Consider the following 23,727-nt stretch of genomic DNA (forward strand, 5'->3'; position numbering starts at 1 on the left):
GCCCTGCGACCTGAGGATTCAGACATGAGCCGCATGTCCCAGCCCGACCCCGAGCTCACCCACCGCCTGACCAGACGAGGCATGCTCGGCGTGGCCGCCGGTGCCACCGCGACCGTATTGCTGGGGGCCGCAGCGGTCCCGGCGGCCGCCGCCACCGAGGCCGCCGACAGGACATCAGGCCACGGCCGCCCCGTCCTGCCCCCCGGCCGCCTCGGCATCCAGCTCTACAGCCTCCGCGACAAGGTCTCCACCCTCGGCTTCGCCCCCGTCTTCGCCGAACTGGAGAAGTACGGCTACGACGAGGTCGAGTTCGCCGGCTACACCCAGGGCTCGGCCGGACCGATCACCCTCGCCCAGCTCAAACGGCTGGCCCGCAACCACGGCCTGAACCCGATCGGCAGCCATGTCGGCTACTACTCGGACGACCCGAACGCCTACACCTTCGCCCAGAACCTCACCAAGGTCCTCGACGATGCTCAGGCCCTCGGCCTCAAACACATAGGAACCGCCTCAGGACCGTTCCGCTACGGCTCGACCGTCGACGCGTGGAAGCGCGCCGCCGAGGAGTTCAACACCTACGGTGCGGCGGCGAAGGCACGCGGCATGAAGTTCTACCAGCACAACCACTCCGAGGAGTTCTCCTTCGCCACCGACAACCCCAAGGTCCGTCTCTACGACGTGCTGCTCAAGGAGACCGACCCCGACCTGGTGTTCCTGGAGATGGACATCTTCTGGGCCTACTCGGGCCAGTTCCGCTTCTCCAAGCGGCCCGACGGCACCCCCGCCCCCTTCGAGCCCCTGAACTACGTCCTCAGGCAGCCCCACCGCTACCCGCTCTTCCACGTCAAGGACGGTGTGAGCGACCCGGCCGACACCTACGGCTACCGCATGACCGACGTAGGCGACGGCGACATCGACTACCAGAAGTTCATCTCCGCCGTGACCCGGCTGCGGGGCGAGCGCCTGGCCCATCACTGGCAGGCCGAGCACGACCAGCCCACCGACTCGTTCAGCTTCGCACGGCGTTCCAGCGCGTATCTGCACTCGCTGCGGGAGAAGTGCTGACCGTGCAGGACTGAGGCGGGGCCCCGAGGGCGCAGGGGGCGCTCCCCGCCGGTCGGGGCCCCGCCGTCGTGTATGCGGGCAGACCGTCGGCCCCGGACCGCCGCGGCGGCCGACAGGGCGGTACGGTCCCCGCCCGCGTACACGTTCATGGAGTGGCAGCCCCGGCGCGTGGGAAGCCGACGAGGGCCGGGCCGGCCTCGGCGGCCGGGCCGACGGCACGGGCGGAGGTTTCCGTTGTGGAGTGCGCGGCCGACGAAACTGTCGACGGCGGTTCCGTCACTCGTCCCATGTCCGGCCTCCCTTCCGCAGTGCCACGAGGGCCATCTTCTCGATCCGGATCGCCACGGCCCCGAACTCCACGGCCCCGGCAATCGGACAACCGGCGTCGGCAGCAGGCCGGTTGGTGTCCAATGCGTCCGGCGGACGTACCGTCATGAACGCCAGGCCGGTTCGCAGCGCAGGATCCACCCACACCGGTGCCGCCGTCGCACCTCGCCGGGTCACGACCCGCACCTCCTCGCCGACCACCACGCCATAGCGCTCGGCGTCCTCCGGGCTGAGCTCGACGCACTCGGCGCGTCGCAGCGATGACGCCGAACCTCCCCTCCGCAGCTGTGTGTTGGCGGAGTGGAGGCGATGCCCTTCGGTGAGCCGGACCGGGTAGGCCTCGTCCGTGAGGTCGACGGGAGGGGGGTGCCCGACGAGGTGGAACGGCGTGCGCCGCCCTCCATCGGTGTGATCGCGGCCGGTGAGCAGCGACAGATCGGACAGCGCGCGGCGGCCGTCAACGCACAGCTCGGCCACCTCGAAGGCCCGCGCCGGCTCACCCCGGACGTAGGCGTGCGCCAACCCCCTCATGACAGCGGCCGGTACGCCCGTCACCTTCACCGCGAGCGACAACGTCCAGGGCTCGACGAGCCTTTCGTACTCCGCGAAACCGGAGGTCGCGCGCTCGATGTACCTCCGGTCGATCAGATCCGCCCGGATGATCTCCCGACCGATCGCATGGGCCATCGGGACCTGACTTCCGGTCTTCGGCCGGAGCCGACCGTCTGCACCGACGCCGTGGGCACCGACGCCGCGGGTACCCGGTTCCGTCATGCGGCGGCCCGGAGGGCGAGGAGGTCGGAGAGGGCATGGACGGTGCGCAGCGTCGGGACGTCCACACCGGTGATCTCCGCCAGCTCGATGACGGCGGTGAGGAGGACGTCGAGTTCGAGCGGCTTGCCGCGCTCCAGGTCCTGGAGGGTGGAGGTGCGGTGGTCGCCCACTCGTTCGGCGCCGGCGAGACGCCGTTCGATGGAGACGCCGACGGTGCAGCCCAGGGCCTCGGCGACGGCGAGCGTCTCGGCCATCATGGTCTCGATGACTTTGCGGGTACCTCCGTGCAGGCACATCTGCCGCATGGTGGCGCGAGCCAGTGCGCTGATCGGGTTGAAGGAGATGTTCCCGAGCAGTTTGAGCCAGATGTCGTCGCGCAGGTTCGCCTCGACCGGGGCCTTGAGACCGCCGGCCCGCATGGCCTCACCGAAGGCGAGACACCGCGGGGAGAGACTGCGGTCGGGCTCACCGACGGAGAACCGGGTGCCTTCCAAGTGCCGTACGACACCGGGAGCTTCGAGCTCGGTGGCGGCATACACGACACATCCGATCGCCCGGGAGGGCGCGAGCACTGCACTGACCGCACCGCCCGGGTCGACGCTCTCGATGCGGTGGCCGTCGTAGGGGCCGTCGTGCCGGTGGAAGTACCACCAGGGGATACCGTTCTGGGCCGCGATGACCGCGGTCGAGTCGTGGAGAAGGGGCTCGATGAGCGGCCCACACGCCGCGTACGAGTTGGCCTTCAGCCCGAGGAAGACGTAATCGACCGCACCGATCTCGGCCGGGTCGTCGGTGGCGTGCACATGGGCGGTGAAGTCACCGCGGGAGCTGAGGACCTGGACGCCGTGTCGGCGCATGGCGGCCAAGTGGGGTCCGCGGGCGACGAGGTGGACGTCGGCGCCGCCTTGATGGAGCGCTGCGCCGACGTAGGCGCCGATGGCACCGGCGCCGAGGATTGCGACTTTCATGGGTGGGAGCTCCGTTCGGTGAGGGTGACCGAGGAACTGCCGACTTTGTCGACTGAATATTGTCTACAGGATGGAGTGAGTGCTGAGCAAGAGCCGTGACGTCATCAAGCCGGTGAGCTGCCGATACGCACCCGTACGACCTGCACTCCCGGTGGTTGTGCGCCGTAGACTGTAGGCGAAAGCCAATTCATAATCGGCTCAGATGCAGCGACGACGCTGTTCAGGAGGGACCGCGATGTTGCCGACGACAGGACTGCCGTACGGGGCGGTGCCCAGGCTGGAACGTCCTGGTCCGTTGCGTGATCGTGTGTACGGGGCGTTGCTCGAGCTGATCACGACGCGGGCGCTTCAACCGGGTCAGCATCTTGTGGAGAGTGAGCTGGCCGGTCATCTGGGGGTGTCGCGGCAGCCGGTGCGGGAGGCGTTGCAGCGGTTGAACACGGAGGGGTGGGTGGATCTTCGGCCCGCTCAGGGCGCGTTCGTGCATGAGCCCACGGATGAGGAGGCTGATCAACTCCTCACCGTGCGGACGTTGTTGGAGGCTGAGGCGGCCGGGCTGGCTGCGGCGAACGCGGGCAGTGCGGGTATCGCCGCTCTGGAGGAGTTGTGTGCGCTGGGGGAGGGCGCGGTTGCCGCGGATGACGTGGACGGCGCGGTGGCCCTGAATGCCCGGTTGCACGCCAAGGTGATGGAGTTGGCGGGCAACGCGGTCCTGGCCGAGTTGGCGGCGCAGGTGGACCGTAGGGTGCGTTGGTACTACACGCCGATCGCCCGGCAGCGTGGCCGGCAGTCCTGGATCGAACACCGTGAGCTGATCGCCGCGATCGCAGACCGCGACGAACAGCGCGCCACCGCGGTGATGCGCGCCCACACGGAACACACGCGGAAGATGTATCACGACCGCGAGAAGTAGCCGACAGACCGGACAGGCGCCCGCCCGCTCGCCGGCCGGCCGGTTTCGGTGGCGTGGTTGCGTGCGCGGGCTCTCCGGTCTGCCCGGTGCCTTGAGCCGTCCGCAGGCAGCCGATTCCGGCGATGCGCCCTCGTCCCCGGGTCGAATCGGATCCGGTATCCCGTCACCTCCGCGAGCAACTGCACCCGCAGGCGGCCGGATCCGGCGGACTGCGGCCTCCGCGGGCGTAATGAGCTCAGGCGCTCCGTCCTCACTTCGTCGGACACTGACACAGACGCCCGGCCCGGTTCGCAGGCAGCCGCCGCGGACGCCCCGCCCCCTCCCGCGATCAGTCGGATCAGGCGGCCCTTCCCTGGCGAACACTGTGGGGGAGGGCCGCCTGATGTCCGGACCGCCGTACTCAGGCCGTCGCTTGTTGCTGCGGCGCAGGGGCGCCGCCCCGCGTCCGCCCCGGCTGCCGCAGCAGGAGGGTGATCGCCGCCGCGAGCATGGAGGTGACGCCGGCCAGGGCGTACGCCCCGTCGTAGCCCCAGGCCGCGACGACCATCGAGCCGAGGCCACCGCCGAACAGGCCGCTGATCAGCTTGCCGCTGTACACCAGACCGTAGTTGGAGGCGTTGAAGTTCTCCCCGAAGTAGTCCGGGGTGAGCGCCGCGAACAGCGGGTAGAACGCGCCTCCGCCGAACCCGGAGAGGAACGCGAAGACCAGGAACAGCGACTGGCTCCTGATGTCGCCCGCCCAGATCACACCGAACTGGGCGAGACCCAGCACGACGATCACGAACACCAGCGTGGACTTGCGGCCCCACTTGTCGGACAGCCAGCCCACCACCCCGCGGCCGACGCCGTTGATGACCGCCATGACGCCCATGGAGGAGGCCGCCACCAGCGGGCCGAAGCCCACCTCCTTGGCGTAGTCGACCTGGAAGGAGATGCCGAAGATCGAGACTCCCGCGGTCATGACGAGCGCGACCCACATGAGGGGAAGCATGCCGGTCCTGATGGCCTCCTTCGGCGTGAACTGCCGTACCGCCGGAGGGTTCTTGGCGAGCGCGACGGCTCCCTTCCCGCTGCCGCCGTAGGTGAGCGGGTCGATGTCCGCGGGCCACCAGTTCTTCGGAGGGTCCTTGAAGAAGAACGCGCATACGACGACCACGATCAGGATGTAGCAGCCGATGAGGTCCAGGACCCGGTGGTAGTTCGCGGTGTCGAAGCCGTAGTTGAAGATGAAGATGAAGGGCAACGATCCGTACGCGAAGCCGCCGTTGACGAACCCGGTCCTCGCTCCCCGGCGTTCGGGGAACCACTTGCCGACCATGTTGATGCAGGTCGCGTAGACCAGCCCGGCGCCGATACCGCCGACGACGCCGAATCCCAGGATCGCCAGCAGGACGTTGTCGAGGTGGGACAGGGCGAGGAACCCGAGCATGCACAAAACCGAGCCGATGTACATGGCCTGACGGGCCGTCAGGATGCCCTTCTCCCGCAGCCAGCCCGCCGGGAAGGCGATGCCGGCCTGGAAGAAGACCCAGACGCTGAGGATCCAGAAGGTGTTGCTCTGCGTCCAGCCGTGGGCGTGGGACAGGGTGTCCTCGGCCGAGCCGTACGCGTACTCGAAGACGCTGATGGCCATCATGGTGAGCCAGGGCAGATACACCATGAGTGTGCGTGAATGGCCGAGGATGTCCCGGTCGGTCTCGCCGACGCGGTAGACGCGGCCGCCCGCGTCGGTCACTTCTCGGTAGGGACGATGTGCGGCGGTGGAGTGTGCGGTCCTGTCGGTCTCGCTGCGTGCTGCGTACGGATCTGCCGTCATGTCAGGCCATTTCCTCGCCGAGCGGTTGCGGGTTGGGGACGATCCTGCGAGTGGTCCTGGGCCTGCCCGGCGCCTTCAGGAACAGCGCCAGCACCGCGGAGCCCAGGCCGATGCATCCGGCTATGACGAACGCCCCCTCGTAGTCCCACACGCCGACCACGATCGAGCCGACGCCGGAGCCCACCAGGCCCGAGATGAGCTTCGAGCTGTAGACCATGCCGTAGTTGGAGGCGTTGTTGTTCTCACCGAAGTAGTCGGCCGTCATCGCGGCGAACAACGGGAAGATCGCGCCGCCGCCGAAGCCGGAGACCATGGAGCAGAAGAGGAAGAACGGCATACTGCCCATCTGGCCCGAGACCAGTACACCGAACTGGGCGGTACCGAGCACCAGACACACGATGATCAACGTGTGGCGGCGGCCGAACTTGTCGGAGATCCAGCCGATGACGCCGCGGCCCGTGCCGTTGACGATCGCCTTGAGCGACATGGCCGTGGCCACGATCCCGCCCGCGAAGCCCATGTCCTTGCCGAACGGCACCTGGAAGGCGATCCCGAAGATGTTGATGCCGGCCGTACAGAGCAGACAGAACCACATCATCCACAGGACGGGCGTGCGCGCGGCCTCCCTCGGGGTGTACTGCTTGACGGCCGGCGGGTTCTTCTCCAGCGCCCGCCGGATCTTCGGGTCGTCGGTCATCTTGAGCGGGTCGACGTGCGGCGGCCACCAGTTCTTCGGCGGGTCCTTGAAGAACCAGCCCGCGAACGCCACCACGGCGCAGCAGATGAGACCCACCGTCACCAGGACGCCCCGGTAGTTGGTCAGGTCCATGTACGAGGTGAACAGGAAGACGAAGGGCACCGAGCCATAGGCGAAACCGCCGTTGACCATGCCGGTCTTGCCGCCCTTGCGCTCCGGATACCACTTGCCGACCATGTTCACGCAGGTCGCGTAGACGAAGCCGGCGCCGATGCCGCTGCACACACCGAATCCGAGATAGGCGACGATCACGTTCGGCGCGAACGCGAGCGAGAGGTAGCCCAGGATCGTGCCCAGCGCGCCGACCATCATCGCGTAGCGGGCCGGGAGCTTTCCGCTCTCCCTCAACTGCCCGGCGGGGAAGGCCACGGCCGCCTGGAAGAACACCCAGACGCCCATCAGCCAGAAGATGTGCCCACTGCTCCACAGATGCGCATCGTGCAGTGTGTCCTCGGCCGACGTGAACGCGTACTCCGAGGAACTGATGCCCAGCATGCCCATCCACGGGAAGAGCACCATGGTCCATCGTGGCCGTCCCATGATGTGCCGGTCGGTCTCGCCGATCCGGTACACACGGCCGTTGCGGTCCGTCACCTCCCTGAAGGTGGCGGACGACGAGTAGTCGATGGTTGTCATAGTCTTCAAGCACTCCTTGCGTCGAAAGATCTGGCCAGCGCCCCCTGTCCAAATTCCTTTCGTGCGCGCACGGATCCCGGGGTGCGCCGACGCGCACCGCCGCCGGACCCCGTGCTCATTCACCTCATGGACCACCGCCCAACGGCCCGGGAACGCGGCTCCGGTTCACCACGTCAGATCACCCCGCCTTTCTTGAGAAGCCGCAACTCCTCGTCGCCGATCCCGAGTTCGTCGATGTAGATGTCTTCGTTGTGTTGGCCGAGGAGGGGTGGGGTGGTGATGTGGGTGGGTGAGTCGGAGAGTTTGAGGGGGTTGCCGACGGTGGTGAAGGTGCCCCGTTGGGGATGGGTGACCTTGACGATCATGTCGTTCGCGGCGAGGGAAGGGTCTTCGATGATCTCTTTCGGGGACAGGATCGGCCCGCACGGAATGCTGTGTGTGGTCAGCTGTTCCAGGACCTGCCATTTGGGCAGGGCTGCCGTCCATTCCTCGATCAGCTGGAACATCTTCGCCAGTTTCGGCAGTCGTGCCTCGGGGGTGGACCACTCGGGGTCCTGGGCCAGTTCGGGCCGCCCGATCAGCTGGGCCAGGGGCCTCCAGCCGGCGGGCTGGACGATGACATACACGTAGTCGTTGGGTCCGCCCGGTGCGCACCGCAGTGCCCAGCCGGGCTGGCCGCCGCCGGAGGCGTTGCCGGAACGGGGCACCTCGTCGGTGAAGTCCTCGTTCGGGTACTCCGCCAGCGGGCCGTGGTCGAGGCGCTGCTGGTCACGCAGCTTGACCCGGCACAGGTTGAGCACCGCGTGCTGCATCGCCACGCTCACCCGCTGGCCCCGCCCGCTCCTCTCGCGCTGCAGCAGCGCGGCCAGGATCCCGGCCACCACATGCACACCGGTCCCGGAGTCGCCGATCTGCGCACCGGTCGCCATCGGCGGCCCGTCCTCGAAGCCGGTGGTGGCCATCGAGCCGCCCATCGCCTGCGCGATGACCTCATAGGCTTTGAAGCCTGTGTACGGGCCGTCCCCGAACCCCTTGATCGAGGCATACACGATCCGCGGGTTGATCTCCCTGATCCGTTCCCACGTGAACCCCATCCGCTCCACCGCACCCGGCGCGAAGTTCTCCACCAGTACATCCGCACCCCGGATCAACGCGGTCAGGATCTCCCGCCCCCGATCCGTCTTGGTGTTCAGCGTGATGCTGCGCTTGTTGCAGTTGAGCATCGTGAAATACAGCGAGTCCGTATCCGGGACATCCCGCAGCTGCCGGCGCGTGATGTCCCCGCCCGGCGCCTCCACCTTCACCACATCCGCCCCCAGCCACGCCAGCAACTGCGTCGCCGACGGACCCGACTGCACATGCGTCATATCCAGCACCCGCACACCCTCAAGAGCCAATCCCGACACAACCCACCTCACTGGTCCGTTGCCTTGAGCGTCCTGGCTGAGTCGGTCCTGACCCCTGTTCGGCACATTGCATACAGTCGACGAATACTGTATGAAGATTGTTATCCCGCATCCGATGGGTGATGTCCAGGGGGCGTGCAGCACTTTTCAGTCGTGCATCACTTTCAGACGGGAGCCTCACCATGGACCTGTACGAGCATCAGGCCCAGGCCCTCTTCGAGGAACACGGAATCCCGGTGCCCAGGGCGGAGGTCACCGACTCGCCCCGGGAGGCCCGCGCGATCGCCCGCAGGCTCGGTGGCAGTGTCGTCGTCAAGGAGCAGGTCAAGACCGGTGGCCGGGGCAAGGCGGGCGGTGTTCGGCTCGGCGCCGACCCGGCTGGGGCCGAGCGGGCGGCACGCCGGATCCTCGGCATGGACATCAAGGGACACACGGTCGGCAAGGTCATGCTGGCCCAACCGGTCGACATCGAGAGCGAGTTCTACATCGCCTACGTCCTCGACCGGGCCGCAGGCCGCTTCCTCGCCATCGCATCGGCGCAGGGCGGCATGGACATAGAGGAGGTCGCCGCGCTCCGCCCGGAGGCGGTCGCCCGTATCCACGTCGACCCCGCCGAGGGAGTCACCTCGGCGAAGGCGGGCGAGATCGCCGAGGCGGCCGGACTGCCACCGGGGACCGTCGACGTCCTCGTACGACTGTGGGAGGTGCTGGTCCACAAGGACGCGGTCCTAGTCGAGGTCAACCCCCTGGTCCGCACCCGGCAGGGGCACATCCTCGCCCTGGACGGCAAGGTCACCCTCGACGACAACGCCCGCTTCCGGCAATCCCGTCGAGGTACCGAGAGCATCGCGTACGACGATCCGCCGGAGGCGGCCGCAGCCGCGAAGGGCCTCAACTACGTCAAGCTCGACGGCGAGGTCGGCGTCATCGGCAACGGCGCCGGCCTGGTCATGTCCACCCTCGACGTGGTCGCCGGCTGCGGAGCCCGTCCCGCCAACTTCCTCGACATCGGCGGCGACGCCGAGGAACGGGCGGCCGCCTACATCCGAGAGCACGTCACCAAGCCCGTCGTCGGCTACATCGCCGGATTCACCGCACCCGAGGGCCGGACCATGGGCCACGCGGGCGCCATCGTGTCCGGTTCGGCGGGCACGGCGCAGGCGAAGAAGGCGGCGCTCGAGGCGGTCGGCGTCAAGGTCGGGAACACCCCCACCGAGACGGCCCGCCTCGTGCTCGCCCTGCTGGACACGCTCCGCGAGGCCCCTCAGGCCTGACCCGGAACCACACGGCGGCGGACGGAGATGCGTCCGGCCCCGCCGCGCGCCCCCGTACCCCGCCCCCGACTGTGCACCGAGAGCGGAGACATCGCATGACCATCACCCTCAACTCCACCCGTCTCGTGGTGAAGTCCGGTTCCTCCTGGAACGACGCCTGGCAGCGCTGCCTCACCGTCGCCCCCGAGGCCTTCCGGGACGACCGCGTCCTCAACCTCTGGGCCGCCGCCTGGCAGGCCGACGGCCGGGCGCTGCCCGCCACCAGCCCCGTCGACGGCAGCCCGATCGCCGGCCCGCCGCGCCTGGACCAGGAAGCCGCCCACCAGGCCGTCCGCGCCTCCCTGGACCAGCACCGCGCCTGGCGGCACATACGGCTCGAAGAGCGCCGGGCCCGCGTCGCGGCCACCCTCGACGCCCTCACCCAGCACCGCGAACTCCTCGCGCTCCTGCTCGTCTGGGAGATCGGCAAGCCCTGGCGGCTCGCGCAGGCGGACGTGGACCGGGCCATCGACGGCGTGCGCTGGTACGTCGACGGCATCGAGCCGATGGTCGAGGGCCGCGCCCCGCTCGACGGGCCGGTGTCCAACATCGCCAGCTGGAACTACCCGATGAGCGTGCTCGTTCACGCCATGCTGGTGCAGGCACTGGCGGGCAACGCGGTCATTGCCAAGACCCCGACCGACGGCGGCGTAGCCTGTCTGACCCTGGCCTGCGCGCTCGCCGCCCGCGAGGGAATCCCCGTCACCCTGGTCAGCGGCAGCGGGCGAGAGCTGTCCGAGGCGCTGGTGCGGGCGCCCGAGATCGGCTGTGTCTCATTCGTCGGCGGTCGCGACACAGGCGCCGCCGTCGCTACGGCCGTCGCCGACCTCGGCAAGCGCCATGTGCTCGAACAGGAGGGACTCAACACCTGGGGCATCTGGAACCACACCGACTGGGACGCGCTCACCGCCGTCATCCCCAAGCTCTTCGACTACGGCAAGCAGCGCTGCACCGCCTACCCGCGGTTCGTCGTCCAGCGCGAGTTGTTCGACGAGTTCCTGGCGGCCTACCTCCCCGCGGTGCGCACCCTGCGCCTCGGCCACCCACTGGCCGTCGAGCACCCCGACGACGCCTACCCCGCACTGGACTTCGGGCCGGTGATCAACGCGGCAAAGGCGAAGGAACTGCGCGACCAGGTCGCCGAGGCGATCAGTCGCGGAGCCGTTCCCGTGCACCGGGGCAGCGAGGCGGACGCCCGCTTCCTGCCCGGCCAGGACACCTCGGCGTACGTCCAACCGGTCACCCTTCTCAACCCACCCCCGTCCTCACCCCTGCACCACGCGGAGCCCTTCGGCCCGGTCGACACCATCGTCCTGGTCGACACGGAGGCGGAACTGCTGGCCGCGATGAACGCCTCCAACGGCGCTCTGGTGGCCACCCTGTCCACCGACGACCGGGCCACCTTCGACCGGCTCGCCCCGCAGATCCGCGCGTTCAAGGTCGGCCACGGCAAGCCGCGCTCCCGAGGTGACCGGGACGAACTGTTCGGCGGGTTCGGCGCCTCATGGAGCGGCGCCTTCGTCGGCGGCGAGTTGCTGGTGCGCGCGGTCACCCGGGGCCCGGCCGGCGAGCGGCTTCCCGGCAACTTCTCCGAGTACCAGCTGATGCCGTGAGGCGGGTCCGGGCGACGCTCCGTGACGGGGCGCCGCCCGGCCACCGGCGAACACACGACGACGCAGCGATGGGGTGGCGAGCATGACGTTGGCTCTTGAGGGTGTGCGGGTGCTGGATATGACGCATGTGCAGTCGGGTCCGTCGGCGACGCAGTTGCTGGCGTGGCTGGGGGCGGATGTGGTGAAGGTGGAGGCGCCGGGCGGGGACATCACGCGCCGGCAGCTGCGGGATGTCGCGGATACGGACTCGTTGTATTTCACGATGCTCAACTGCAACAAGCGCAGTATCACGCTGAACACCAAGACGGATCGGGGGCGGGAGATCCTGACCGCGTTGATCCGGGGTGCGGATGTACTGGTGGAGAACTTCGCGCCGGGTGCGGTGGAGCGGATGGGGTTCACGTGGGAACGGATCAGGGAGATCAACCCGCGGATCGTGTATGCCTCGATCAAGGGGTTCGGGGACGGCCCGTACACAGGCTTCAAAGCCTATGAGGTCATCGCGCAGGCGATGGGCGGCTCGATGGCCACCACCGGCTTCGAGGACGGGCCGCCGATGGCGACCGGTGCGCAGATCGGCGACTCCGGGACCGGTGTGCATGTGGTGGCCGGGATCCTGGCCGCGCTGCTGCAGCGCGAGAGGAGCGGGCGGGGCCAGCGGGTGAGCGTGGCGATGCAGCACGCGGTGCTCAACCTGTGCCGGGTCAAGCTGCGTGACCAGCAGCGCCTCGACCACGGCCCGCTGGCGGAGTACCCGAACGAGGACTTCACCGACGAGGTGCCCCGTTCCGGCAACGCCTCCGGCGGCGGCCAGCCCGGCTGGGCACTGCGGTGCGCACCGGGCGGACCCAACGACTACGTGTATGTCATCGTCCAGCCCGCCGGCTGGAGGCCCCTGGCCCAGCTGATCGGGCGGCCCGAACTGGCCCAGGACCCCGAGTGGTCCACCCCCGAGGCACGACTGCCGAAACTGGCGAAGATGTTCCAGCTGATCGAGGAATGGACGGCAGCCCTGCCCAAATGGCAGGTCCTGGAACAGCTGACCACACACAGCATTCCGTGCGGGCCGATCCTGTCCCCGAAAGAGATCATCGAAGACCCTTCCCTCACCGCGAACGACATGATCGTCAAGGTCGACCATCCCCAACGGGGCACCTTCACCACCGTCGGCAACCCCCTCAAACTCTCCGACTCACCCACCCACATCACCACCCCACCCCTCCTCGGCCAACACAACGAAGACATCTACATCGACGAACTCGGGCTCTCACGGGCCGAGTTGCCGCAGCTCAAGGAGCAGGGCGTCATCTGACCGACCCGACCGGAGTGAGGTAGCCCCACATGTCGACTTCAGGACCCCGAACCGAGGCGGTCACCGACCGGCTCGTGGAAGCCAACCGCGCCTACGCCGCCGGATTCACCGACCCCGGCATGGGCGCCCGCCCCGTCCTGGGCGTGGCCGTCGTGGCGTGCATGGACGCCCGCCTCGACCTGCACGCCGCACTCGGACTGGAGCTCGGCGACTGCCACACCATCCGCAACGCGGGCGGAGTCGTCACCGACGACACGATCCGCTCTCTGACGATCAGTCAGCGGGCGCTCGGCACCCACAGTGTGGCGCTCATCCATCACACCGGCTGCGGTCTCCAGACCCTGACGGAGGAATTCCGGCACGAGCTTGAGCTGGAGGTCGGCCAGCGTCCCGCATGGGCGGTGGAGGCCTTCCGGGACGTCGACCAGGACGTACGACAGTCCATGCAGCGGGTGCGCACCTCGCCCTTCCTCCCGCACACCGACGATGTGCGGGGGTTCGTCTTCGACGTGACGGCAGGACTGCTGCGGGAGATCACACCGAACTCCTGAGCCACCCTTGCCCGTTGACGGTGGCGGTCGGCGAGTAATTGTCAAGACCTGTGGATGGGGTGGGGATGCCGCCTCGGGCTGCGCCGCGCCCGCCCCGAAGCGAAGCTTCTTTACTCCGCTCACTGAACCGCTCAGGAGAAGTCCGCGGCGGTGATGCCGTCGGGGTGTCCAGGCGGCCACTCCACCAACTCGATCCGGTAGCCATCCGGGTCGGTGAGCCACGACGTCTTCGGGCCGCGAGGGCCGCCCGGGTACTGGACAGGCCCTGGCTCCAGGCCGGCGTCGGTCAGCCGCCCCAGGGTGGCGGCCAGTGTGTCCACCTGGATCGCGAGGTGGTCGAAACCGCTGCCCACGTCGACGCGTCCGCCAACGGGGCGGTGGACCAGTTCGAGCGAGGCCGCCGGTTCGTCGGGGAACTTGAGGATCACGAGGCGACTCCCGTCGCCGATCTCGACGCTGCCCAGTTCGACGTAGCCCAAGGCGGTGTAGAAGCGGAGTGAGCGGTCCAGGTCGGTGACGCGATAGGAGGCGAAGAGCGTCTTCATGCGGCTTTCCCTGGTCGGCGCACCTGGTAGCGGAGGTGTGTGACGTCTCGGTCCTCCAGCCGTCGGACGAGGTCGAGTTCGATGTGATCACCACCGAGGTGGTCGAACAGTCGTCGACCACCCCCGAGGAGGACCTGCACCAGGTGGATCTCCATCTCGTCGATCTGTCCGGCTCGGAGGAGTGCTTGGGCCGCGCCCGCCCCATGGACCATGACCGGCCGGTCCCCGGCGGCGGCGCGAGCCTGACGGGCGCATTCCTCGACGCCGGTGACGAAACGCGCGTGGCCGGGCGGCACGTCCCCGTCATCCACCTGATGGGTGAGGACGAAGATCGGCACGCCGTCGTGATGGTCGCCCTGCCAGCGCCCGGCGAGTTCGAAGGTCCGTCGGCCGGAGATCACCGCGCCGGTCGCCAGCGCCTCGCGGTAGACCTGGCCGCTCGGACCGTCGGATTCCCGGTCGTCGAGCCAGTTGAAGAGCCGTCCGCCGTCGCGTCCGAGCTCCTGACCTGGCCGATCGTCCGGGCCGGCGATGTAGCCGTCGAGCGACATCGACATGTACAGCCGAATCGGATTGCTCATTCTGGCTTCCCTCTCTCCTCCATGGCATGGGCATCCTCCGCTTCTCGCCCCATCGGGGCCGAAGTGTCACGGTGGAAGACTTCAGGCAGCAGGCAAACTCATCGCCCTGGCGAGGCGTACATCCAGAGCAGTCGATCAGTTGCGGTCATTCCGGCTGCCTGAGCCTCAGGGCGTTCGACGAGCCGACCGCGTTCGAAACAAGCTCCGGCCCGCACGAGGGCGACCAGGTGGGGTGCGTTCACGGCCCGCCGGCGGGCCTGGGCGGACTCGACGAGCTTGAGACCATGGCAAGCGCGGCGGCCGCACTGCCGGCGCCCTTGGTGACCTTGGTCCTGAGCCGTACCGTCGCGAAGGTTGATTCGATGGGATCCGTCGTGCGCAGGTGAACCCAGTGTCCGGCCGGCAAGTCGTAAAAGGCGAGCAGTTCGTCGACGTCGTCGGTGATCTTCTTGGCGGCCTTGGGCCACTTCGTGCCGTACATCGTGTCGAACGCAGCGACGGCCTCGACCGCGTGCTCGCGGTCCTCGGCGTTGTATATGTCCTGCAGCGCCTTGCGCGCACCAGGCTGGGCCGACTTCGGCAGCACGTCGAGTACATTGGCCGTTTTGTGAACCCAGCACCTCTGATGGCGGGCGTCGGGAAACACCTCCGCGAGGGCCTTCCAGAATCCGAGTGCTCCGTCGCCGACCGCGAGGACGGGGGCCCGCATGCCGCGCCGGGCGGCGTCTCGGAGCAGGTCGGCCCAGGACTCGGCGGACTCGCGGTAGCCGTCGGCCATCGCGATCAGCTCCTTGGTGCCGTCCGCGCGTACGCCCATGATGACCAGCACGCAGGACTTGGCCTCGGTCAGGCGTATGCGCAGGTGGATGCCGTCAGCCCAGACGTAGACGTAGTCAGACCCGGTCAGGTCACGCTCGCCGAAAGCTTTGTGGTCGGCCTGCCACTGCGCGGTGAGCCTCGTGACGGTGGCGGGCGAGAGGCCGGCGGAGGAGCCGAGGAACTGCTCGAGTGCGGGCACGAAGTCACCCGACGACAGGCCGTGCAAATAGAGCAGAGGCAGCACCTCGCTGATCTTCGGGGACTTGCGGGCCCAGGGCGGCAGGATCGCCGAGGAGAACCGCTTGCGCTCTCCGGTCGCCTCATCGACGCGCTTGTCATTGACCCGCGGGGCCTTTACCTCGATCGCCCCGGCCGAGGTCGTGACCTTCCGCGCCTGGTGGAAGCCGTTGCGCACGACCAGCCGCCCGGACTCGTGCCGTTGATCGGCCAACTCGGCTATGTAGGTGTTGACTTCGGCATCCAGCGCGGCGGCCGGCATCCGCCGTGCGCCCTCGCGGACGATCTCGTCAATCAGGGAGCCGCGTGGTGTCGTTCCGTCTTCGTTGACTACCGTCAGCACGGGCGTGCCTTCCCGACCGACGTTCGCAGCGTCGGCCTACTCGATGACCATCACAGGATCATTCGGGAAGGTACGCCCTTCGAGCGCCAACCCGTGGCTGATGCACAGGTCTTGAGCATTGCTCGCGGTCTCTCCGGCCGGACTCAGCCGCTCCGGCCGACCACCGCGGCGATCTGCGCACAGTAGAAGTCCGTGGTGTTGCGGGTGTGCCGGCGCATGAGTTCCTCGGCGCGGTCGGTGGCGCCCTCGCCGATGGCCTCGATGATCCTCGCGTGCTCGTTCCAGGCGTCCTTGCCGCGTGGCTCGGCGATGGGCATGTAGTACCAGCGCACGCGCCGGTCGACCTGCGGGATGAGTTCGGCGAGGACCGCGTTGTGGGACAGCAGGGTGATGTGGCCGTGGAGGGCGGCATTGGCCTCCACGATGGCCCGGGCGTCCCCGGACGCCAGGGCGGTCAGACCGGTCTGCTGCAGTTCCCAGAGCCGGGCGACGTCACGAGGAGTGGCGTGCTGGGCCGCGCCGCGCGCGGAGTGGGTCTCCAGGAGGGCGCGGACGCTGAGGAGTTGGGCGCACTCCTGCGGGGTGGGGGAGTGGACGAACGCCCCTTGCGAAGGGCGCAGGTCGACCCAGCCGGCGGTCTGGAGGCGCTGCAGCGCCTCACGGATCGGCTGCCGGCTCACCCCTAGGCTCTCGGCCAGCTCGGCCTCGACGAGGTGCTGGCCGGGCTTGAGCGAACCGTTGATGATCAGTTCGGTGAGGGCCTCGTAGACGGCCTGGCGGAGCGGCATGGGCCTGCTGATCGGGCCACGGGCTGTCACGGTGGGTGTGTCGGGCATGGGCCCTGTCTCCCTCGTTCGGCTGGTGGGTCGAGCCGTCCGTCAACTGCCGTGTCTCGGAGATCGCCATGTGTCGGAAATCGCCGAGTCCCGGAAATTTCCCGGCTGGACCTCTGGCGCGGTCACCTTCACATGCAGAATACTGTATGCAATCACCATTCGACAGTGGCCCACCGGCCACGCCCGAGGGGGTCGCCCCGTGTCGTACCGCTCCGCACTCTCCGAAGTCCTGACCAGTGTCGTCGGACCCGTCGCCGAAGCCACCGCCGTCCAGGGTCGGTTCCCTCGGGCCGCTGTGACGGCCCTCGGTCGCGCGGGACTGCTGGGGCTCACCGTCTCCACCGAATTCGGCGGTGGGGCACGGGGATTGCCGGAGGCCGTCGACGTGGTCGCACGGACCGCGCGCGTCTGCCCGGCGACGGCGGCCGTCCTCCAGTCCCACTACACGGCCGTCGCCGTCATCGAGTCGTCCGGCAGTCCGTGGGTGCGCGCCGAGATCGCGGCCGGACGCCACCTCGCCAGCCTTGCGCTGGCCGATTCGGAGCCGGAGCCGGAGACCGAGCGCGATGGACCGACAGCGGATACCCAACTGCTCGCGCCGCGCTCCATAGCCACTCGATCGGGTGAGGTGGTGGCACTGCGAGCCCACAAGCGGCGGGTGGTCGCGGCCGGAGAGGCCGACCTCTACGTCTGGTCCTCCCGACCCCTCACCGCCCCTGACGGTCTGACGCTCTGGGTGGTCCCGGCGCACGCCCCGGACCTGTTCGTCCCGGCTCGGCCCACCGCCGCGGGACCTCGCGGAAGCGCGACATCCACGGTGTTCGCCGACCCGGTGCTGGTGCCCGCGGAGGCGATGCTCGGCGCGGACGGCAGCGGGCTCGACATCGTGCTGCGCACGGTCGTGCCATGGCTGCTCGAACTGCGGGCCGCCGCCGAGGCCCCACGACCGCCGGCCCTCGGCCTCGGGAGGGCCCGCCGCCCCGCCGGCTCCCTCGCCGCGTCCTGAGCCCGTGCCGGGGAACGGCTCAGCCCTGGTTCGCCTTGGCCGCGATCTGCTTGCGGTAGAAGTCCGTCGTACGCTCGGTGTGCCTGCGCATGATCTCGCCGGCCTGGTCCGCGTCACGCTTGGCGATGGCCTTGATGAGCTGGGTGTGTTCGTTCCACGCCTCCTTGCCGCGGGGTTTGGCGATGGGGGTGTAGTACCAGCGGACCTTCTGGCCGACCTGGGCGATCAGTTCGGCCAGGACAGCGTTGTCGGCCATGGTGGTGATGAAGTCGTGCAGCGCGGTGTTGGCCGCGACCAGGCGCTCGACGTCACCGTCGGCGAGAGCGGCGACACCGTCCAGTTGGAACTCGTCGAGACGTGCGATGTCCTCGGGCAGGGCGTTGCGGGCGGCGAGCTGGGCCGAATAGGTCTCCAGGACCGAGCGGACGCCGAGGAGTTGGACCGCCTCCTTCTCCGTGGGGGAGTGGACGAAGGCGCCCTGAGCGGGGCGCAGGTCGACCCATCCGGCGCTCTGGAGCCGTTGGAGAGCCTCGCGGACCGGCTGGCGGCTGACGCCGAGGTGTTCGGCCAGCTCGGCCTCGACCAGGTGCTGGCCGGGCTTGAGGGAGCCGTTGACGATCAGCTCGGTCAGGGCGTCGTACACGGCCTGGCGCAGCGGTGCCGGGCGGGTGACGCGCCGGGACGCTGCGGCCGTGAGTGCCTCGCGCATGGTTGTCCCGTTCTGCCGCCGAGGTCGTGGGGCGGCGGTTGTGCCAGGAGGGCGCCGCTCGGAGGGGCGCCGACGGTCGCGTCAGCGTACAGGTTTTGGTATGCAACCCGGCGTGGCCTGTGGACCGGACCGCCTCGGTGGTTGACACCGCGACCGTGGGTGGGCTCACCTCGGTCACCGGGTCCGGGTGTTCCGTACTACGGGGTTGTGTATACAGAAGTCTGTATGGAGTATTGGGTGAGTCTCCTGCACCCCTCGCCGGAGAACCGCGTGACGGAAGGCGAAGCGATCATGACGACCAGCGGGAGTGACGTGACGGTCGAGAGCGTGGTCCGGAGGGCGGTGGCCCGCCACCGGGGCGCGCGCGGAGCGCTGCTGCCCGTACTGCACGCCGTCCAGGCCGAGTTGGGCCATGTGCCGCAGGAGGCCGTGCCGGTGCTCGCCGAGGAGTTCAACCTCTCGCGGGCGGACGTCCACGGAGTGGTGACCTTCTACCACGACTTCCGTCGCGAGCCGACGGGCCGTACCACCGTGCGCATCTGCCGCGCCGAGGCCTGCCAGGCCCTGGGCGCCGACCAACTGGTCAGCTACGCGCGCCAGTCCGGACTGCCCCTGGGGGAGACGACGGCGGACGGCTCGGTCACGGTCGAGCAGGTCTTCTGCCTCGGCAATTGCGCGCTCGGGCCGTCGGTGGAGGCGAACGGACGGCTGTACGGACGAGTCGACCCCGCCCGACTGGGCTCGATCCTGGGCGGGACGGTCTCCTCATGAACAACCCCTCGCTCTCCACGGCCACCGTCTACGTCCCCCGTGACTCCGCGGCCCGGTCCGTCGGCGCGGACGAGGTCGCCGGGGCGCTGCAACGCGCCGCCGCCCACGCGGACTTGGCCCTCGACGTAGTACGCAACGGATCGCGCGGCATGCTGTGGCTGGAGCCCCTGGTCGAGGTGGTGACGCCCCAAGGGCGCGTCGGCTACGGCCCGGTGGCCCCGGCAGACGTGGAAAGTCTTCTGGCTGCGGGCATGCTCGACGGCGCCGACCACCCGCTGCGGCTCGGCCTCGTCGTCGAACTGCCCTGGCTCGCAAGCCAGAACCGCGTCACCTTCGCCCGTGTCGGCGTGACCGACCCCCTGTCCGCCGAGGACTACGAGGCGCATGGCGGCCTCGCGGGCCTGCGAACCGCACTGGAGCTCGCTCCCGTGGACGTGGTCGCGGAGGTCACCGCGTCCGGACTGCGCGGCCGCGGCGGCGCCGGATTCCCGGCCGGCATCAAGTGGAAGACCGTCCTGGACTGCGCCGATGAGCTGAAGTTCGTCTGCTGCAACGCCGACGAGGGCGACAGCGGTACCTTCGCCGACCGCATGGTCATGGAGGGCGACCCCTTCATGCTCATCGAGGGCATGACGATCGCCGCTCACGCGGTCGGAGCGAGCGAGGGCTACCTGTACATCCGCTCGGAGTACCCCGACGCGGTCGCCACGATGCGCCGGGCGATCGGGATCGCACGCGAGAACGGCTGGCTCGGCAGGAACATCCTCGGCTCCGCACTCGACTTCGACCTGCACGTCCGCGTCGGCGCCGGCGCGTACATCTGCGGCGAGGAGACCTCCATGCTGGAGAGCCTGGAGGGCAAGCGCGGCATGGTCCGCGCGAAACCGCCGATCCCGGCGATCGAGGGGCTGTTCGGCAGACCGACCGTGGTGAACAACGTCCTCACCCTCGCCACCGTGCCCGTGGTCATGGCCGAGGGTGCGAAGGCGTACGAGCAACTCGGCGTCGAACGCTCCCGCGGCACCCAGGTGTTCCAGCTCGGCGGCAACATCGCCCACGGCGGGATCGTGGAGACCGCATTCGGCATCACCCTGCGCGAGCTCGTCGAGGAGTACGGCGGCGGAACCCACTCCGGCCGTCCGGTGCGCACCGCGCAGGTCGGCGGTCCGCTGGGGGCGTACCTGCCGGAGTCGATGTTCGATCTGCCCATGGACTACGAGGCGTTCGCGGCCGCAGGAGCGATGGTCGGCCACGGCGGCGTGGTCGTCTTCGACGACAGCGTCGACATGGCCGCCCAGGCCCGCTTCGCGATGGAGTTCTGCGCCGAGGAGTCCTGCGGCAAGTGCACACCGTGCCGGGTCGGCGCGGTGCGCGGGGTCGAGGTGATCGACAAGATCGTCGCCGGCACCCACCGCGACGAGAACCTCGCCCTGCTCGAAGACCTCTGCGACCTCATGACCGAAGGCTCGCTGTGCGCGATGGGCGGGCTGACCCCGCTGCCCGTCCGCAGCGCCCTGACCCACTTCCCCGACGACTTCCTAGGCGGCCGTCGACTCCTGGACATCCAACCCGTACAGGCGACTGGCCCGACGACGGAGGGCACGGCATGACACTCCTCAAGGAACCCGACTTCGGAACCCCCGAGAGGCCAGGACCGGCGACGGTGTCCGTGGAGGTCGACGGTATACCGGTGACCGTCCCCGAGGGCACCTCGGTGATGCGCGCCGCCGCGCAGGCCGGCCTCGACATACCCAAACTCTGCGCCACCGACAGCCTGGAGGCGTTCGGCTCCTGCAGGCTGTGCGTGGTGGAGATCGACGGCCGGCGCGGCACCCCGGCGTCCTGCACCACCCCGTGCGCCGACGGGATGAAGGTGAGCACCCAGACCCCGAAGGTGGAGAAACTCCGGCAGGGCGTCATGGAGCTCTACATCTCCGACCACCCCCTGGACTGCCTCACCTGCCCGGCCAACGGCGACTGCGAACTCCAGGACATGGCAGGCGTGGTGGGCCTCAGGCAGGTCCGCTACGGCTACGAGGGCGAGAACCATCTCGACGCCGAGAAGGACACCTCCAACCCCTACTTCGACTTCGACCCTTCCAAGTGCATCGCCTGCTCCCGCTGTGTCCGCGCCTGTGGCGAGGTCCAGGGCACGTTCGCGCTCACCATCGAGGGGCGCGGCTTCGACTCCAAGGTCTCGGCGGGCGCCGGCGAGACCTTCATGGACTCCGAGTGCGTCTCCTGCGGGGCGTGCGTCCAGGCCTGCCCGACGTCCACGCTCCAGGAGCGCTCGGTCGTCGAACTGGGTATGCCCACAAGGTCAGTTGTGACCACGTGCGCGTACTGCGGGGTCGGTTGCTCCTTCAAGGCCGAGCTGCGCGGCGACGAACTCGTGCGCATGGTGCCGTACAAGGACGGCGGCGCGAACGAGGGCCACTCCTGCGTGAAGGGCCGGTTCGCCTTCGGGTACGCCACCCACCCCGACCGCCAGCTCAAGCCCATGGTGCGCGACCGGATCACCGATCTGTGGCGTGAGGTCGAGTGGGACGAGGCGATCGGCACGGTCGCCCGGCGCATGCGCGAACTCCAGGACCGCTACGGCACCGGTTCCGTCGGTGCCATCACCTCCTCGCGCTGCACCAACGAAGAGGTGTATGTCGTACAGAAGATGGTGCGCGCCGCTTTCGGCAACAACAACGTCGACACCTGCGCCCGCGTCTGCCACTCCCCGACGGGATACGGACTGAAGCAGACCTTCGGTGAGTCGGCCGGCACCCAGGACTTCCGCTCGGTTGCCGAGGCCGACGTCATCGTGGTGATCGGCGCCAACCCCACGGACGGGCACCCGGTGTTCGCCTCCCGGATGAAGCGACGTCTGCGTGAGGGCGCGAAGTTGATCGTCGTGGACCCGCGTCGCATCGACCTCGTCCGCTCCCCGCACATCGAGGCGCAGCACCACCTCCAGTTGAGGCCCAGCACCAACGTCGCCGTCGTCAACGCCATGGCCCACGTGGTCGTCACCGAGGGCCTGGTGGACCGGTCCTTCGTGGACGCGCGATGTGAAGGGTTCGACGAGTGGGCCGGGTTCATCGCCCGCCCGGAGAACAGCCCGGAGGCCGTCGAGGAGATCACCGGCGTCCCCGCCGAGGAACTCCGGGCCGCAGCGCGGCTGTATGCCGAGGCACCCAACGGGGCCATCTACTACGGTCTCGGCGTCACCGAGCACAGCCAGGGCTCGACCATGGTCATGGGAATGGCCAACCTGGCGATGGCGTGCGGCAACATCGGCCGCGACGGTGTCGGCGTGAACCCGCTGCGCGGCCAGAACAACGTGCAGGGCTCCTGCGACATGGGCTCCTTCCCCCATGAACTCCCCGGCTACCGGCACGTCTCCGACGACGCGGTCCGTACCGTCTTCGAGAACCTCTGGGGCGGAACTCTCCTCGCCGAACCGGGACTTCGCATACCCAACATGTTCGACGCGGCCATCGACGGCACGTTCCGAGGCCTGTTCGTCCACGGCGAGGACATCGCCCAGTCCGACCCCAACCTGGGGCACGTCACCGCCGCCCTCGAAGCGATGGAACTCGTCGTCGTCCAGGACCTGTTCCTCAACGAGACGGCCAAGTTCGCCCACGTCTTCCTGCCCGGAGCGTCCTTCCTGGAGAAGGACGGCACCTTCACCAACGCCGAACGCCGCATCAACCGGGTGCGCGCCGTGATGAAGCCGAAGACGGGCAAGCACGAGTGGCAGATCGTCAGCGAGATCGCCACCGCCATGGGCTACCCGATGGCATACGACCGTCCCGGCCAGATCATGGACGAGATCGCCTCGGTCACCCCGACGTTCACCGGGGTCTCCTTCGAGCTCATCGACAAGCTCGGCAGCGTCCAGTGGCCGTGCAACGAGGAGGCCCCCGAGGGCACGCCCGTCATGCATGTGGACGAATTCGTGCGCGGCAAGGGCAAGTTCGTGGTCACCTCCTACGTGCCGACCAACGAGCGCAGCACCCGGCGCTTCCCGTTGGTCCTCACCACGGGCCGCATACTCAGCCAGTACAACGTCGGCGCCCAGACCCGCCGTACCGGCAACGTCGCCTGGCACCCCGAGGACGTACTGGAGCTGCACCCGCACGATGCCGAGGTCCGCGGCATCAACCACGGTGACATGGTCACCCTGGCCAGCCGTGTCGGGCAGACCACCCTGCGCGCGGAGATCGCCGACCGTATGCCGACGGGGGTCGTGTACACCACGTTCCACCACCCGGTCACCGGCGCCAACGTGGTGACCACGGAGAACTCCGACTGGGCGACCAACTGCCCCGAGTACAAGGTGACCGCCGTACAGGTGGCGCTCGCCCGCCCCGACCGGTCGAGCGGGACCGAAGCCGCCGGCAACGACCTCGTGACGGTGGTGGACTGAGATGAC

18 protein-coding genes and 2 pseudogenes are annotated in these 23,727 nt (G+C 68.8%); 10 read left to right on the forward strand and 10 right to left on the reverse strand.

Going from position 1 to position 23,727, the window contains the following annotated elements:
* Nucleotides 1-24: 24 nt before the first annotated feature.
* Nucleotides 25-1,065, forward strand: coding sequence for a sugar phosphate isomerase/epimerase family protein (locus tag OHT57_RS39965; RefSeq protein ID WP_328751716.1), 1,041 nt, complete (start codon nucleotides 25-27; stop codon nucleotides 1,063-1,065).
* Nucleotides 1,066-1,341: 276 nt separating this feature from the next.
* Here OHT57_RS39965 and OHT57_RS47545 read toward each other — a convergent pair.
* Both OHT57_RS47545 and OHT57_RS39975 read right to left on the reverse strand, forming a co-directional pair.
* Nucleotides 1,342-1,806 (reverse strand): annotated as a pseudogene (locus OHT57_RS47545) (molybdopterin dinucleotide binding domain-containing protein); the annotation flags it as partial.
* A gap of 356 nt (nucleotides 1,807-2,162) precedes the next feature.
* Nucleotides 2,163-3,134, reverse strand: a complete 972-nt coding sequence (locus tag OHT57_RS39975; RefSeq protein ID WP_328751717.1) for a 2-dehydropantoate 2-reductase — start codon at nucleotides 3,132-3,134, stop codon at nucleotides 2,163-2,165.
* 238 nt (nucleotides 3,135-3,372) lie between these two features.
* On the opposite strand from OHT57_RS39975, the gene OHT57_RS39980 reads away from it, so the two are divergent.
* On the forward strand, nucleotides 3,373-4,047 hold the full coding sequence (locus OHT57_RS39980) for a GntR family transcriptional regulator (protein ID WP_328753458.1): 675 nt from the start codon (nucleotides 3,373-3,375) through the stop codon (nucleotides 4,045-4,047).
* A 400-nt stretch (nucleotides 4,048-4,447) separates the two neighbouring features.
* On the opposite strand, the gene OHT57_RS39985 is transcribed toward OHT57_RS39980, so the two are convergent.
* The 3 genes from OHT57_RS39985 to frc (OHT57_RS39995) form a co-directional block, all read right to left on the reverse strand.
* Nucleotides 4,448-5,863, reverse strand: coding sequence for an OFA family MFS transporter (locus OHT57_RS39985; protein ID WP_328751719.1), 1,416 nt, complete (start codon nucleotides 5,861-5,863; stop codon nucleotides 4,448-4,450).
* A gap of 1 nt (nucleotide 5,864) precedes the next feature.
* Nucleotides 5,865-7,256, reverse strand: a complete 1,392-nt coding sequence (locus OHT57_RS39990) for an OFA family MFS transporter (protein ID WP_328751721.1) — start codon at nucleotides 7,254-7,256, stop codon at nucleotides 5,865-5,867.
* Between the two features lie 173 nt (nucleotides 7,257-7,429).
* Nucleotides 7,430-8,662: a formyl-CoA transferase gene (frc, locus tag OHT57_RS39995; protein ID WP_328751723.1), complete on the reverse strand. Its 1,233-nt coding sequence runs from the start codon at nucleotides 8,660-8,662 to the stop codon at nucleotides 7,430-7,432.
* 182 nt (nucleotides 8,663-8,844) lie between these two features.
* On the opposite strand from frc (OHT57_RS39995), the gene OHT57_RS40000 reads away from it, so the two are divergent.
* The 4 genes from OHT57_RS40000 (at nucleotide 8,845) to OHT57_RS40015 (ending at nucleotide 13,451) form a co-directional block, all read left to right on the forward strand.
* The gene (locus tag OHT57_RS40000) at nucleotides 8,845-9,936 is read left to right on the forward strand and encodes an ATP-grasp domain-containing protein (protein ID WP_328751724.1); all 1,092 of its coding nucleotides are present in this window, start codon (nucleotides 8,845-8,847) and stop codon (nucleotides 9,934-9,936) included.
* A 95-nt stretch (nucleotides 9,937-10,031) separates the two neighbouring features.
* Nucleotides 10,032-11,588 carry an aldehyde dehydrogenase family protein gene (locus OHT57_RS40005; protein ID WP_328751725.1) on the forward strand — a complete coding sequence of 519 codons (1,557 nt, stop codon included), beginning with the start codon at nucleotides 10,032-10,034 and terminating at the stop codon, nucleotides 11,586-11,588.
* A gap of 82 nt (nucleotides 11,589-11,670) precedes the next feature.
* Nucleotides 11,671-12,900, forward strand: a complete 1,230-nt coding sequence (frc, locus tag OHT57_RS40010) for a formyl-CoA transferase (RefSeq protein ID WP_328751726.1) — start codon at nucleotides 11,671-11,673, stop codon at nucleotides 12,898-12,900.
* A 29-nt stretch (nucleotides 12,901-12,929) separates the two neighbouring features.
* Nucleotides 12,930-13,451, forward strand: coding sequence for a beta-class carbonic anhydrase (locus OHT57_RS40015; RefSeq protein WP_328751727.1), 522 nt, complete (start codon nucleotides 12,930-12,932; stop codon nucleotides 13,449-13,451).
* A 131-nt stretch (nucleotides 13,452-13,582) separates the two neighbouring features.
* On the opposite strand, the gene OHT57_RS40020 is transcribed toward OHT57_RS40015, so the two are convergent.
* The 4 genes and pseudogenes from OHT57_RS40020 to OHT57_RS40035 all read right to left on the reverse strand — a co-directional run bounded on the left by OHT57_RS40020 (nucleotide 13,583) and on the right by OHT57_RS40035 (nucleotide 16,812).
* On the reverse strand, nucleotides 13,583-13,996 hold the full coding sequence (locus OHT57_RS40020; RefSeq protein WP_328751728.1) for a VOC family protein: 414 nt from the start codon (nucleotides 13,994-13,996) through the stop codon (nucleotides 13,583-13,585).
* Nucleotides 13,993-14,577, reverse strand: a complete 585-nt coding sequence (locus OHT57_RS40025; RefSeq protein WP_328751729.1) for a dihydrofolate reductase family protein — start codon at nucleotides 14,575-14,577, stop codon at nucleotides 13,993-13,995. Before OHT57_RS40025 ends, OHT57_RS40020 begins: the two co-directional genes overlap by 4 nt.
* 98 nt (nucleotides 14,578-14,675) lie before the next feature.
* Nucleotides 14,676-15,976: pseudogene (locus OHT57_RS40030) on the reverse strand (IS256 family transposase).
* A gap of 143 nt (nucleotides 15,977-16,119) precedes the next feature.
* Nucleotides 16,120-16,812, reverse strand: coding sequence for a GntR family transcriptional regulator (locus OHT57_RS40035; RefSeq protein WP_328751730.1), 693 nt, complete (start codon nucleotides 16,810-16,812; stop codon nucleotides 16,120-16,122).
* A gap of 199 nt (nucleotides 16,813-17,011) precedes the next feature.
* Between OHT57_RS40035 and OHT57_RS40040 the strand changes: the two genes are divergently transcribed.
* Nucleotides 17,012-17,818, forward strand: a complete 807-nt coding sequence (locus OHT57_RS40040) for an acyl-CoA dehydrogenase family protein (protein ID WP_328751731.1) — start codon at nucleotides 17,012-17,014, stop codon at nucleotides 17,816-17,818.
* A gap of 19 nt (nucleotides 17,819-17,837) precedes the next feature.
* Here the strand turns inward: OHT57_RS40040 and OHT57_RS40045 are convergent, their stop codons facing one another.
* Nucleotides 17,838-18,527 (reverse strand): GntR family transcriptional regulator, encoded by a 690-nt coding sequence (locus tag OHT57_RS40045; protein WP_328751732.1) that lies wholly within the window; start codon nucleotides 18,525-18,527, stop codon nucleotides 17,838-17,840.
* A gap of 237 nt (nucleotides 18,528-18,764) precedes the next feature.
* On the opposite strand from OHT57_RS40045, the gene OHT57_RS40050 reads away from it, so the two are divergent.
* The 3 genes from OHT57_RS40050 to fdhF are packed head-to-tail and all read left to right on the forward strand — an operon-like array spanning nucleotide 18,765 to nucleotide 23,721.
* A complete protein-coding gene (locus OHT57_RS40050) occupies nucleotides 18,765-19,298 on the forward strand; it encodes an NAD(P)H-dependent oxidoreductase subunit E (protein WP_328751733.1) in 534 nt (177 codons plus the stop codon).
* Nucleotides 19,295-20,908, forward strand: a complete 1,614-nt coding sequence (locus OHT57_RS40055) for a formate dehydrogenase beta subunit (RefSeq protein ID WP_328751734.1) — start codon at nucleotides 19,295-19,297, stop codon at nucleotides 20,906-20,908. The genes OHT57_RS40050 and OHT57_RS40055 overlap by 4 nt, the downstream gene beginning before the upstream one ends.
* Entirely contained in the window at nucleotides 20,905-23,721 is a 2,817-nt protein-coding gene (gene fdhF, locus OHT57_RS40060) for a formate dehydrogenase subunit alpha (protein ID WP_328751736.1), read from the forward strand. The genes OHT57_RS40055 and fdhF overlap by 4 nt, the downstream gene beginning before the upstream one ends.
* The last annotated feature ends 6 nt before the right edge of the window (nucleotides 23,722-23,727 follow it).

The organism is Streptomyces sp. NBC_00285, from assembly GCF_036174265.1.
In the GTDB taxonomy this organism is placed as follows: Bacteria; Actinomycetota; Actinomycetes; order Streptomycetales; family Streptomycetaceae; genus Streptomyces.